The 13225-nt window shown below is 54.0% G+C and carries 8 protein-coding genes and 1 pseudogene; 5 read left to right on the top strand and 4 right to left on the bottom strand.

Going from position 1 to position 13225, the window contains the following annotated elements; all coding sequences use genetic code 11:
* Positions 1-113: 113 nt before the first annotated feature.
* Together COO59_RS17165 and metK are read right to left on the bottom strand one after the other, a co-directional pair.
* Positions 114-1511 (bottom strand): sugar porter family MFS transporter, encoded by a 1398-nt coding sequence (locus COO59_RS17165; protein WP_103060960.1) that lies wholly within the window; start codon positions 1509-1511, stop codon positions 114-116.
* Between the two features lie 426 nt (positions 1512-1937).
* Positions 1938-3089 carry a methionine adenosyltransferase gene (metK, locus tag COO59_RS17160; protein WP_103060959.1) on the bottom strand — a complete coding sequence of 384 codons (1152 nt, stop codon included), beginning with the start codon at positions 3087-3089 and terminating at the stop codon, positions 1938-1940.
* 791 nt (positions 3090-3880) lie between these two features.
* On the opposite strand from metK, the gene speA reads away from it, so the two are divergent.
* From speA to COO59_RS17145, 3 genes and pseudogenes are all read left to right on the top strand, one after another.
* Positions 3881-5857 (top strand): biosynthetic arginine decarboxylase, encoded by a 1977-nt coding sequence (gene speA, locus COO59_RS17155; RefSeq protein ID WP_103060958.1) that lies wholly within the window; start codon positions 3881-3883, stop codon positions 5855-5857.
* A 175-nt stretch (positions 5858-6032) separates the two neighbouring features.
* Positions 6033-6968, top strand: coding sequence for an agmatinase (gene speB, locus COO59_RS17150; RefSeq protein ID WP_103060957.1), 936 nt, complete (start codon positions 6033-6035; stop codon positions 6966-6968).
* A 146-nt stretch (positions 6969-7114) separates the two neighbouring features.
* Positions 7115-7732 (top strand): annotated as a pseudogene (locus tag COO59_RS17145) (thiamine pyrophosphate-dependent enzyme); the annotation flags it as partial.
* A gap of 86 nt (positions 7733-7818) precedes the next feature.
* Here COO59_RS17145 and loiP read toward each other — a convergent pair.
* On the bottom strand, positions 7819-8577 hold the full coding sequence (gene loiP / locus COO59_RS17140; protein ID WP_103060956.1) for a metalloprotease LoiP: 759 nt from the start codon (positions 8575-8577) through the stop codon (positions 7819-7821).
* Positions 8578-8864: 287 nt separating this feature from the next.
* Between loiP and tkt the strand changes: the two genes are divergently transcribed.
* Positions 8865-10856, top strand: a complete 1992-nt coding sequence (gene tkt, locus COO59_RS17135) for a transketolase (protein WP_103060955.1) — start codon at positions 8865-8867, stop codon at positions 10854-10856.
* Positions 10857-10980: 124 nt separating this feature from the next.
* On the opposite strand, the gene COO59_RS17130 is transcribed toward tkt, so the two are convergent.
* Positions 10981-11733, bottom strand: a complete 753-nt coding sequence (locus COO59_RS17130) for a bactofilin family protein (protein ID WP_103060954.1) — start codon at positions 11731-11733, stop codon at positions 10981-10983.
* Between the two features lie 466 nt (positions 11734-12199).
* On the opposite strand from COO59_RS17130, the gene epd reads away from it, so the two are divergent.
* Positions 12200-13219, top strand: coding sequence for an erythrose-4-phosphate dehydrogenase (epd, locus tag COO59_RS17125; protein ID WP_103060953.1), 1020 nt, complete (start codon positions 12200-12202; stop codon positions 13217-13219).
* The last annotated feature ends 6 nt before the right edge of the window (positions 13220-13225 follow it).

Here is a 13225-nt window from a genome sequence, read left to right as displayed (position 1 = left end):
CGTCCAGAAAGAAAACAATGGCGCGCGTTTATCGACTGGAGCCGATAAACGGGCTGGCAATGGACAAAAAAAAGCCGGGGCGGCGGCGGCCCCGGCTGTTGCATGCCATATGATTACTCTTTCGTACCAATATCGCGCAGTTTTTTACCGGACATCAGGTTACGTTCGATATGCTCCAGCGAGACGTTTTTCGTCTCCGGGATCAGCATCACCGTAAAGATGATAAACAGGATATTCAGGCCAGCGTATACCCAGAAGGTATTGGCGTTGCCCAGCGAATTCAGCATCGTCAGGAAGGTCGCGCCGACGATCATATTCGCAATCCAGTTAGTGGTTGTGGAAACGGTAATCCCGAAATCGCGGCCTTTCAGCGGCTGAATTTCAGAGCACAGCACCCAAATCAGCGGACCGGCGCTCATCGCAAAGCCAATAATAAACATCAGCAGCATGGCAACGGCAAAATATTGCGCGCCCGGCGATTCGATACCGATATGCAGCATGGTGCCGAGGATACCCATACCTACCGCCATCACCAGGAAGCCCAGCGTTAGCGTCGGTTTACGACCCCAGCGATCCACCAGGCCGATAGCGATAAAGGTCGCCAGGACGTTGATCAGCCCGACGATTACCGTGCCCCACATCTGCTCGGTAGTGTTGCTGAAGCCCGCGATTTCAAAAATTTTCGGCGCGTAATACATAATGACGTTCATGCCGGTGAACTGCTGCATGACCTGCAACAGCACGCCCAGGAACACCGCACGACGGAAGTTGCTGTTCTCGCGGAACAGGCTCCAGCCGGTCTGCTTGATTTTCAGGCTTTCGCGGATCTCATCCAGTTCACGCTTCGCCTGCTCGCTGGTGTCACGCAGGCGATCCAGCACGCGCTGTGCATCGCGGAAGTGACCTTTTGCCGCCAGCCAGCGTGGACTGTTCGGCAGGAAGAACACGCCAATCAGCAACAGAATGGCAGGAATGGTAATCACGCCCAGCATCCAACGCCAGTTACCGGTATAGCTAAAGGCGGTATCCGAAAGGTAAGCGCCCAAAATACCGATAGTAATCATTAGCTGATAGAGGGAAATCATGCTGCCGCGAATTTTTTCCGGCGCGATTTCCGACAGATAAAGCGGCGCGGTATAAGAGGCGACGCCCACGGCCAGGCCAAGCACCACGCGTGCGGCGATCAGCAGTTCCGGGTTTGGCGCCATTGCTGACCAGAGAGAACCGATAACAAACAGGATCGCACCGGCCATCAGGCTTTTTTTACGGCCCAGGCGGGAAGACATCCAGCCGCTACCGATTGCGCCGATGGCTGCGCCAAACATCATTGAGCTAACGATCCACTCCTGTTGATGGCTGGTGACGTTAAAATCTTTGGCGATAAAGGGGAGGGCACCGGCGATAACGCCAATATCCAGGCCAAACAGCAGGCCAGCAAGTGCAGCAAGAAAGCAGACAAATAAGGTCATCACCTTATTCGAGGTTCTGCTTTTGTGGGTATTACCAGGCATATTGCCTCCGAATAGTATCCATCGTTGTAGTTATCAATGTTAAGAAACCTGAGCATGGCGAAAAGTGATACAGATCACACAGGTGTAATCGGTTACACTTGTCGGAACCCTGAAAAGCAGCATTTATCCCCAGGCTTTGCTTACATAACCAGTAAGGTATAGCACCTGTTAAGTTTCTGTCAGTCCGGTGTTAATGGGCTATCAGACGACGCTGAAAATAACGCATTTACAGGCAAAATACATCCGCGATTAAATCCTAAATAACAGAAATATAAGGCCTTTCAATTTGTAAGCGTTATCATACCAGTGGTAAATACAGGCAACAGAAAGTGTAGCTGGTGAAAAAACATGCGGGATAAAAAAAGGGAGCGATTAATGCTCCCTTTTAGTATGAACGCCGCCGACGAGTGCGGCAGCGTGAATGTCTTACAGACCAGCCGCGTCGCGCAGCTGTTGTGCTTTATCGGTTTTTTCCCACGGGAAATGCTCGCGACCAAAGTGGCCGTAAGCTGCCGTTTCGCGATAGATCGGCTGCAGCAGATCCAGCATCTGAATCAGGCCGTACGGACGCAGATCGAAGAATTCACGCACCAGCAGCGTCAGCTGCTCGGTAGAGATTTTCTCCGTGCCGAAGGTTTCAACCATGATAGAGGTGGGTTCAGCCACGCCGATAGCGTAGGAAACCTGAATCTCACAGCGATCGGCCAGGCCGGCAGCCACGATATTTTTCGCCACGTAGCGCGCCGCGTAGGCTGCGGAACGGTCAACTTTAGAAGGATCTTTACCAGAGAACGCGCCGCCGCCGTGACGCGCCATGCCGCCGTAGGTATCAACGATGATCTTACGACCGGTCAGGCCGCAGTCGCCCATTGGGCCGCCAATAACGAAACGTCCGGTTGGGTTGATAAAGAATTTGGTGGCAGAGCTCAGCCATTCAGTCGGCAGGACCGGCTTGATGATCTCTTCCATCACCGCTTCCTGCAGATCGGCCTGGGAAATATCTTCCGCATGCTGCGTAGAAAGCACTACGGCATCGATACCGACAATTTTGCCGCCGTCGTACTGGAACGTTACCTGGCTTTTTGCATCCGGACGCAGCCACGGCAGGCTGCCGTTTTTACGTACTTCAGACTGACGCTGCACCAGACGGTGCGCATAGGTCACCGGCGCAGGCATCAGCACATCGGTTTCATTGGTGGCATAGCCAAACATCAGGCCCTGGTCGCCCGCGCCCTGTTCCAGCGGATCGATGCGGTCAACGCCCTGGTTAATATCCGGCGACTGTTTGCCGATAGCGCTCAGAACGGCACAGGAGTTGGCATCAAAGCCCATATCGGAGTGAACATAGCCAATATCACGCACGGTCTGACGAGTGATTTCTTCAATATCAACCCAGGCGCTGGTAGTGATTTCGCCACCGACCAGGACCATACCGGTTTTCACATAAGTTTCGCAAGCCACGCGAGCTTTCGGATCCTGAGCGAGGATCGCATCAAGAACAGCGTCCGAAATTTGGTCGGCGATTTTATCAGGATGTCCCTCGGATACGGACTCTGAGGTAAAAAGGTGTTTAGCCATTTTATTCTTTACCTTACTAAAACGGTTTAATGAACAACTGCCCGGCGCAGGAGAAAGGCTTAGCCTGATCCAACGCCCCTTCAGGCAAAGCCGCGTGCAGCACAGAAGTTAACCAGTTTAGACGGATTAACTTCTGGACGTCTATTTTAGGTTACTCTGTAAGCGAATTGCCAGCCCTTTTTTGTTGGGCGGTGCTTTCTGATTATCGGCAGGGCTGCCGATTTCCTGACGGCAACCACAGCTTACATAATTTGTTTTTGCATTTTGCCCGCGTGAGCGGTATAAAACGCGGCTGCTGTTTTCAGCGAAAAAACAGGACGCTTACGGCGTCTGGCCCGTCAGATCATGGATCTGATTTTCACCCTCAGGCCTTTTTTCCACATGCCCGACATGTGTGGAGGTGATACGAGTAATGAACCAGGTTTTCATCCCTTCTTCCGGTTCACTCCGCTGCACTGATGTGCATTCGTCTCTTTCCGTTTGCTCCTTCGCCAGCCTTTTCCGCCGACGTTTTCTCTGTTTCGGTCATCATTACGACACGAGCGCAGGCTAACTTGCTACAGTTTTGACTGGGTGCCTTCAGTATTAACTGAGGGTGAGCTGATGCTTTTTTTAATCCCGCAACACGGAGTTCGGCGACGTGTTTTACACTGAATCTATGACGCAGTGGGTTGAGGCGACAGTTCAGCATTTTATGCTGGCAACCTCGCCGGAAGGTGGCTTGTTCCGGCAGCGCCAAACTGCGATAGTTGTTAATTATTCTGCAACACTAATTAATGTTGAGGTTCGCGATGTCTGACGACATAAAGAATATCAAGGGTTCGTCAGCAGGCGAACAGGGTGGACTGCGCTCGATGCAGGAGGTGGCGATGAGCGATCAAGATGCGAGCAGAATGCTGCGTACCTATAACATTGCCTGGTGGGGCAACAACTATTACGACGTCAACGAGCTGGGGCATATTAGCGTCTGCCCCGATCCGGATATGCCGGAAGTGCGCGTAGACCTGGCCCGCCTGGTGAAAGAGCGTGAAGCCGACGGCCAGCGCTTACCGGCGCTGTTCTGCTTTCCGCAGATCCTGCAGCATCGCCTGCGCTCGATTAACGCCGCCTTTAAACGCGCGCGTGAATCGTACGGCTATCGGGGCGACTATTTCCTGGTTTATCCGATTAAGGTTAACCAGCATAAGCGCGTCATCGAATCGTTAATCCACTCCGGCGAGCCGCTGGGTCTGGAAGCGGGTTCGAAAGCGGAGCTGATGGCGGTGCTGGCTCATGCCGGTATGACGCGCACGGTGATTGTCTGTAACGGCTATAAAGATCGTGAATATATCCGTCTGGCGCTGATTGGCGAGAAAATGGGCCATAAGGTTTACCTGGTTATCGAAAAAATGACCGAGGTAAAACTGGTGCTGGAAGAAGCGGAGCGCCTGAATGTGGTGCCGCGTCTGGGTATCCGCGCCCGCCTGGCCTCGCAGGGTTCCGGTAAATGGCAGTCCAGCGGCGGCGAAAAATCGAAGTTCGGTCTTTCCGCTTCACAGGTGCTGCAGCTGGTGGATATTATGCGTAACGCCGGGCGTCTCGACAGCCTGCAGCTGCTGCATTTCCATCTCGGTTCGCAGATGGCCAATATCCGTGATATTGCTACCGGCGTACGTGAATCAGCGCGCTTCTACGTTGAACTGGCGAAGCTGGGCGTCAATATTCAGTGCTTTGACGTTGGCGGCGGCCTGGGCGTTGACTATGAAGGCACGCGCTCGCAGTCAGACTGCTCCGTTAACTACGGCCTGAACGAGTATGCCAACAACGTAATCTGGGCGATTGGCGATGCCTGTGAAGAGCATAACTTACCGCATCCGACGGTGATTACCGAATCGGGCCGGGCGGTTACCGCGCACCACACCGTGCTGGTTTCCAATATTATCGGCGTTGAGCGCAGCGAGTTCAGCAAGCCGTCGGCCCCGGAAGAGGATGCGCCGCGTCCGCTGCTGAGCATGTGGGAAACCTGGCAGGAGATGCACGAGCCGAATACGCGTCGTTCGCTGCGTGAATGGCTGCACGACAGCCAGATGGATCTGCATGATATTCATACCGGCTATTCGCAGGGCACCTACGATCTGTCGCAGCGCGCCTGGGCAGAGCAGCTCTATCTGAGCATCTGTCACTATATTCAGCAGCATCTGGACCCCAGCAACCGCGCCCATCGTCCGATTATCGATGAGCTGCAGGAACGCATGGCGGATAAGATCTACGTTAACTTCTCGCTGTTCCAGTCAATGCCGGACGCGTGGGGCATCGATCAGCTGTTCCCGGTGCTGCCGCTGGAAGGGCTGAATAAAACGCCGGAGCGCCGCGCGGTGCTGCTCGACATCACCTGTGACTCTGATGGCACCATCGATCACTACGTTGACGGCGACGGTATCGCCACGACGATGCCGATGCCGCAGTACGACGTGGATAATCCACCGATGCTGGGCTTCTTTATGGTGGGCGCTTATCAGGAAATCCTGGGCAATATGCACAACCTGTTTGGCGATACTGAAGCGGTTAACGTTTACGCTTTCGCCGACGGCAGCGTTGAAGTTGAGCTGTCGGATGAAGGGGACACCGTTGCGGATATGCTGGAGTATGTGCAGCTGAATCCGCAGGAGCTGCTGGATCTGTTCCGCAATCAGGTGAAACAGACCGAGCTTGACGATGAGCTGCGCGAGCAGTTCCTCGAAGAGTTTGAGGCGGGCCTCTACGGCTATACTTATTTAGAAGACGAATAAGCGGCAATGCGGCGGCCAGCGTCATCAATGACATTTGCCGCCTGCGTTCCGCGCGGCGATAATTGCCGTCAGCTACCCCATCAATCCCTTCCTCGTCGGGTTTAACGACGCGGAGGGGATTTTTTTCATCTGAACAACCATGTCGGCCGTGCCGTCATGAATAAAAGGAGTTGTTATGAATAACACCAACACCTTAGGTCATCAGTACGATAATTCGCTGGTTTCCAATGCTTTTGGCTTTATGCGCTTCCCGCTGAATTTTCAGCCTTACGACAGCGATTCTGAATGGGTGATCACCGGTATTCCTTTTGATGCCGCAACGTCCGGTCGTCCCGGCAGCCGTCTTGGCCCAGGCGCAATTCGCCAGGTTTCGACTAACCTGGCGTGGGAAGGCTGCCGCTGGCCGTGGGATTTCGATCTGCGCGAGCGTCTGAATGTGATTGACTGCGGCGATCTGGTTTACGCATTCGGTGATTCACAGGACTTGACCGACAAGCTGCAGGCGCACGCCGAGAAACTGCTGGCGAGCGGCAAGCGTATGCTGACTTTCGGCGGCGACCACTACATTACGCTGCCGCTGCTGCGCGCCCATGCGAAGCATTTCGGCAAAATGGCGCTGGTCCATTTCGATGCGCATACCGATACCTATTCCAACGGCCCGAAATTTGACCACGGCACCATGTTCCATCATGCGCCGCAGGAAGGTCTGATCGATCCGCAGCGCTCGGTACAGATCGGTATTCGTACCGAATTTGATAAAAACCTTGGCTATCAGGTGCTGGATGCGGCGCAGGTCAACGATCGCGGTGTGGATGATATTCTGGCGCAGGTGAAGCAGATCGTCGGCGATATGCCGGTTTACCTGACCTTTGATATTGACTGCCTCGATCCGGCCCATGCGCCTGGCACCGGCACGCCGGTAATTGGCGGCCTGACCACCGATAAAACGCTGAAGCTGATTCGTGGTCTGCAGGGCCTGAATATCGTCGGTATGGATCTGGTGGAAGTGGCGCCGGGCTACGACCAGTCCGATCTCACCTCGCTGGCGGCGGCAACCATCGCGCTGGATATGCTGCACGTGCAGGCGGTGAATAAAGCGAATAAAGGCTAAGGCCTGTGCCGCCGCGCTGTCTCGGCGCGGCGGTTCTTTTTTTTGTCCGTCACTCTTCTGAGAAATATCTTAATTCTTTCCCCTTTATTTTTTTATTTCCAGGCAACGCGGCGTCGTTATTTACTCCTTTTTGCGTAGTGCCGTGCTTAACCTTCCTGAAAGCCGCGTCTAAACGCGCCTGGTGCGTCAGCAACGCGCATCAGGCGATCGCTATTTTGCATAAGGCGATTCAGGAGGCGCAAACGCCGCCCTGCGGCCCGGTCTCCGTCGAAATTCCGATCGATATTCAGGGCAGCCTGATTCCGCTGGCTCTGGCGACTGCTTCCGTCACGCCGCTGGCGGGCGCCATCGGCATGGGACTGCCGATGGCGATTGGCGTCGCGGTCGCCAATCCGCAGCGTAAGGTGGTGGGGCTGGTGGGCGACGGCGGACTTAGCCTGAGCCTGGGCGAGCTGGCGACGCTGGCGCAGGAGCAGGCCAACGTCACGCTGCTGATAATGAACGACGGCGGCTACGGCGTGATGCGCGGCATCCAGGATAAATATTTCGGCGGCCGCCAGTACTATAATCAGCTGCATACGCCCGATTTCACCCAGCTGGCGCAGGCGATCGGCCTGCAGGCGTGGCAGGTTGAGCATGTTGACGATTTTCAGGCGGTGATGACGAAAGCGCTGGCGTCGGTCGGGCCGTCGGTGGTGGAGATCAGAGTGGATAAAATCGGCGCGCTGCGCTTTGCCGGGCCACCGCAGAAAACGCTGTATTGATTTTCTTATAGCCATTGGGGAGGCGAGAAACCTCCCCTTTTTTATTGCCGCGGGCACAAAGGGAGAGATAACGTCTCCCGATGGGCTTATTTAAGGCCGTCGGCGGCGATACGCTCTTTGATATGTTCAGCACGCGCCTCAGACGTTGGGTGATCGTCAAACATGGAGCTCTGTTGAGTTCCTTCCAGCTTCGCCAGTTTTTCAAAGCTGGTGACCAGACCGTTCGGATCGATGCCGCGTTTTTTCAGCAGATCGTAAGAGTAATCGTCCGCCTGCGACTCCTGCGTTTGCGAGAACTGTGCGCTCACCAGCTTTTGTCCCAGATCGCCGAGCTGCGACTGCGACAGCGTAGCGGCAATACCGCCCATCGAGGCCGCAGCGGTACGCGCCGCCGTAGTGGCGTAAGCGACCTGCATCGCTTTACGCGAGTGGCCCAGCGCAACGTGGCCCATCTCATGACCCAGCACCGCTTCCACTTCGTTGTCGGTCATCATATCCATCAGACCGCTGTAAACGCGGATACAGCCGTTGGCCATCGCCCAGGCGTTAACATCTTTGGTGATATAAACCTTATAGTTAGCCGGCGTACCGTTAATGTTATTGCCCAGCGCGGCGGCGATTTTATCCAGACGCTGTTGATAAGTGCTGCCGGACTGAGCGATTTGCGCTTCGCTGTCCATCTGCTGACAGGACTGGTCGCTGAGCGTTCTGACCTGCTCGTCGCTAAGGGTGGCGGCCTGAAAAGCCTGTGCGCCAGACTGCATCAGCGCGGAGCTATCAATATTCTGACAACCAGAAAGTAACGTGGCGACCGACAGGGCCACCAAAGAAGCACGGATTTTCATTCCATTCATATCCCATCACAGTAACAAGGTAGTAAACACTAATTAACCTGAAAAAAATGCGCGTGGCGCTTTTCCAGTAAGGCTCTCTTATAGCGGTTTCAATATCTAAAGCCCAGTAGACAACGCTTAAAGCGCGAAATCTCCCTGATATTTCGTCGCTCACGCCATGTACTTCTACCCCGCTTTTCATGTACATTGTTTGGCGACTTTTCTCTGGCTTTGCCTGATAACTCATTAATTACAATAGGTTAAGGACGGCGAAGCACTAATCCGACCTGGAGTAACACATGTCTTCTCGTAAAGAGCTTGCCAACGCCGTTCGCGCCCTGAGCATGGATGCAGTACAAAAAGCGAAATCTGGACATCCGGGTGCCCCGATGGGCATGGCGGATATTGCCGAAGTGCTGTGGCGTGATTACCTGAATCACAATCCGACCAACCCTCTGTGGGCCGATCGCGATCGCTTCGTTTTGTCTAACGGGCACGGCTCTATGCTGATCTATAGCCTGCTGCACCTTACCGGCTACGATCTGCCGGTCGAAGAGCTGAAAAATTTCCGTCAGCTACACTCTAAAACGCCAGGTCACCCGGAATATGGTTATACCGCAGGCGTAGAAACCACCACCGGTCCGCTGGGGCAGGGGGTTGCCAATGCGGTCGGTATGGCTATCGCTGAACGCACCATGGCGGCGCAGTTTAACCGTCCGAATCATGACATCGTCGATCACCATACTTACGTATTTATGGGCGACGGCTGCATGATGGAAGGGATTTCTCATGAGGTATGCTCGCTGGCCGGGACGCTGAAGCTGGGCAAACTGCTCGCGTTTTATGATGACAACGGCATCTCCATTGATGGTCATATTGAAGGCTGGTTCAGCGACGATACCGCTGCCCGTTTTGAGGCTTACGGCTGGCACGTGGTGCGCGGCGTAGACGGCCACGATGCCGACGCGATTAAAAAAGCGATTGAAGAAGCAAAAGCGGTTAGCGATAAGCCGTCACTGCTGATGTGCAAGACCGTTATCGGCTTCGGCTCACCGAATAAAGCCGGTACGCATGATTCACACGGCGCGCCGCTGGGCGATGATGAAATCGTCCTGACCCGCAAACAGCTGGGCTGGGAACATGCGCCTTTTGTTATCCCGCAGGAAATTTACGCGCAATGGGATGCCAAAGAAGCCGGTCAGGTGAAAGAAGCCGCATGGCAGCAGAAATTTAATGCTTATGCGCAGGCTTATCCGGAGCTGGCCGCTGAGTTTACGCGCCGCATGAACCATGAATTGCCGGCCAGCTGGCAGGAAGAGTCGCAGAAATTTATCGAGCAGCTGCAGGCCAACCCGGCTAACATCGCCAGCCGTAAAGCATCGCAGAATGCGATTGAAGCGTTCGGTAAGCTGCTGCCGGAATATCTGGGCGGCTCCGCCGATCTCGCACCGTCGAATCTGACCATGTGGTCCGGTTCAAAAGGCATTAATGATGATGCGGCCGGTAACTATATCCACTACGGCGTGCGCGAATTCGGTATGACCGCTATCGCTAACGGCATCGCGTTGCACGGCGGTTTCCTGCCTTATACCGCCACCTTCCTGATGTTTGTGGAATATGCCCGTAACGCGGCGCGTATGGCTGCGCTGATGAAGATTCGTCAGGTGATGGTTTATACCCATGACTCTATCGGTCTGGGCGAAGATGGCCCGACTCACCAGCCGGTTGAACAGATCGCCAGCCTGCGCGTTACGCCGAATATGAGCACCTGGCGTCCGTGCGATCAGGTCGAATCTGCCGTGGCGTGGAAATATGCCATTGAGCGTCAGGACGGCCCGACCGCGCTGATTTTCTCTCGTCAGAATCTGGCGCAGCAGACGCGTAGCGCTGAGCAGCTGGCAAATATCGCGCGTGGCGCCTACGTGCTGAAAGCGTGCGAAGGCCAGCCGCAGTTGATCCTGATCGCCACCGGTTCGGAAGTCGAACTGGCGGTTGCAGCCTGGGATCGGCTGACTTCTGAAGGCTATCAGGTGCGCGTGGTTTCCATGCCGTCTACCGATGCGTTTGATAAGCAGGATGACGCGTACCGCGAGTCGGTGCTGCCGAAAGCGGTCGGCGCGCGCGTAGCGATCGAAGCGGGCATTGCCGACTACTGGTATAAATATACCGGCCTGAACGGCGCGGTTATCGGGATGACCAGCTTCGGTGAATCCGCCCCGGCGGAGAAGCTGTTCGAGCTGTTTGGCTTTACCGTTGAGAACGTGGTAGCAAAAGCTAAAGCGATTCTGTAAGTATTAAGGTGCGCTCATTAATGGGCGTACCGTTTTATGTATGGCGCCCTATTTTAATCCGAATCCGGCGCCATTATTACTATACTGAGCAGCTAAAATATCCGTAGTGGCTACTGATAATGCGTTATGGAGTATATTCTTCCTGCATATTATCGGGGAAATGCTGAACCATGGAGAAATTTTCTATGCTGCTTTCTTTAACCGTGGCTTTGTCGGTATAGTCCGGGTTTTCCGCTGCTCTATCAGCCTGTGTTTGCTTACCCGTCCTCGGTTTTGAAATACCGTAAAAGTGCCCGCTTTTATTAATCGACAGATCGTCGCTTTCAATCGTACCGTCAATATAACCATTAGCGTTGATTTCTACCGTCTCGCTGGCGCAGGTGCCGGTTAACTTTCCATCCACTACTACTTTTTCAGCGTAGATCTCGCCTTCAACGTTGCCGTGATGCAGCACATAAACGGTTTTCTCCGCCGTAATAATCCCATTAACAGAACCGCTAATACATATATCGCCTGACGTGTTTATTTCGCCCTTGATATGACATGAAGGCGGAATAATCGTTGTATTCTTTTCCATGCCCACCGCAGCTAAAGCCGTTTCTTGCAACTCCGGCAAAGAGGTGACGGAAATAATCTCCTCCGGCTCTGTCGAAGAAGAATGATTATTTTCATTTAATATTTCTTTACGTTTAAACATTTTCAATCCCTTGTGTGGTAACAGATAACGCATGAAAAATAAGATAATCAAAGATAAAATAATCGGCGCTATTTTTAACAGAATGTTTAAAAGCCCCTGGTGCGCTTCCCATTGCAGACAATAAGCCAGCAAAGCCAGAGCCCAGATAAACCAGATGCCCCAAAGCAGCTTGTAGTTCATAACGTCCTTTTACTGAACCAGAAAAAACGAGCAGCGCAGCCGTAACGGCTGAGCTTTATTCGACGATACAGGCCTGCCGGATAACAATGTCAGCGCGATAGATAAAGTATGCGCAGGCTGGCAGGCGACGCGCACGCGATGCAGACTAAAGCGATCCCTTTTCCCTGAGCGGTGAAAGCAAAAGTGAGGCATGGCGTCGTCTCACGATACTATGACTGCTAACGAAAGCGGGGTCGGGCACGACGACTTTTATTCAAATTTGTGATCTGCGTCAGAAGTTTGTTGCAAGGGTTGATCGCTATCATTTTAATTATTCCTGGTAACGAATATTCTGGCTGAAGCGTTTCAGTTTAGGCAGTTACCTATCTTTACGATGGATTGCACTGGCGGATTTTTCCCTGTACAAATCGTAACGGCTGGCTCAGGCTATCGGCACGTTTTTATCAGGTTCTGACGCAGGAGAATTATGACCCTTCGCGTAGCGATTAATGGCTTTGGCCGTATTGGACGCAGCGTATTACGTGCGCTGTACGAAACCGGCCGTCGGGCAGAAATTAGCGTGGTCGCCATCAATGAACTGGCGGAATCCGCTGGTATGGCCCATCTGCTGAAATATGATACCAGCCATGGCCGTTTCGCCTGGGAGGTGCGTCAGGAACGCGATCTGCTATGGGTGGGCGAGGATACGATTCGTCTGCTGCATCAGGCGCAAATCGCCGATCTGCCGTGGCGTGAACTCAACGTTGACGTGGTGCTGGACTGTACCGGCATTTGGGGCAGCCGGGCCGATGGCGAAGCCCATCTGCAGGCCGGCGCGAAGAAAGTGCTGTTTTCTCACCCCGGCGGCAACGATCTCGACGCCACGGTGGTTTTCGGCGTGAATGAGCAGGCGCTTAAACAAACCGACCGCATTATCTCCAACGCCTCATGCACCACCAACTGTATTATTCCGATTATTAAGCTGCTGGATGATGCTTTCGGCATCGAATCTGGCACCGTAACGACTATCCATTCCGCTATGCACGATCAGCAGGTGATCGACGCCTATCACAGCGATCTGCGCCGTACGCGCGCTGCCAGCCAGTCGATCATTCCCGTTGATACGCGGCTTGCCGCAGGCATCGGACGCATTCTGCCGCAGTTTCACGATCGCTTTGAGGCGATCGCCGTACGGGTGCCAACCATCAACGTAACCGCGATGGATCTAAGCGTTAGCGTACGCGCGGCGGTAACGGCCGGCGAGGTAAACGCCGTGCTGCAAAATGCCTCAGCGGGGGCTTTTAGTGGTATAGTTGACTATACGGAAATGCCGTTAGTCTCGATCGATTTTAATCACGATCCGCACAGTGCCATAGTGGACGGCACGCAAACGCGGGTCAGCGGTCACCACCTGGTTAAGACATTAGTCTGGTGTGACAATGAATGGGGCTTTGCTAACCGGATGCTCGATACCACGTTAGCGCTAGCCGCAAGCGGTTTCAGGTAAGACGCG

Origin of the sequence: Mixta theicola (assembly GCF_002895925.1) — a bacterium.
GTDB classification, from domain to species: Bacteria; Pseudomonadota; Gammaproteobacteria; order Enterobacterales; family Enterobacteriaceae; genus Mixta; species Mixta theicola.
This window is presented reverse-complemented; position numbering and strand designations above follow the sequence as displayed.

Bases quoted from the DNA above. Each gene is read 5' to 3' on its own strand.
- COO59_RS17165 (WP_103060960.1), bottom strand. From the start codon at position 1,511: ATGCCTGGTAATACCCACAAAAGCAGAACCTCGAATAAGGTGATGACC.
- metK (WP_103060959.1), bottom strand. From the start codon at position 3,089: ATGGCTAAACACCTTTTTACCTCAGAGTCCGTATCCGAGGGACATCCT.
- speA (WP_103060958.1), top strand. From the start codon at position 3,881: ATGTCTGACGACATAAAGAATATCAAGGGTTCGTCAGCAGGCGAACAG.
- speB (WP_103060957.1), top strand. From the start codon at position 6,033: ATGAATAACACCAACACCTTAGGTCATCAGTACGATAATTCGCTGGTT.
- loiP (WP_103060956.1), bottom strand. From the start codon at position 8,577: ATGAAAATCCGTGCTTCTTTGGTGGCCCTGTCGGTCGCCACGTTACTT.
- tkt (WP_103060955.1), top strand. From the start codon at position 8,865: ATGTCTTCTCGTAAAGAGCTTGCCAACGCCGTTCGCGCCCTGAGCATG.
- COO59_RS17130 (WP_103060954.1), bottom strand. From the start codon at position 11,733: ATGAACTACAAGCTGCTTTGGGGCATCTGGTTTATCTGGGCTCTGGCT.
- epd (WP_103060953.1), top strand. From the start codon at position 12,200: ATGACCCTTCGCGTAGCGATTAATGGCTTTGGCCGTATTGGACGCAGC.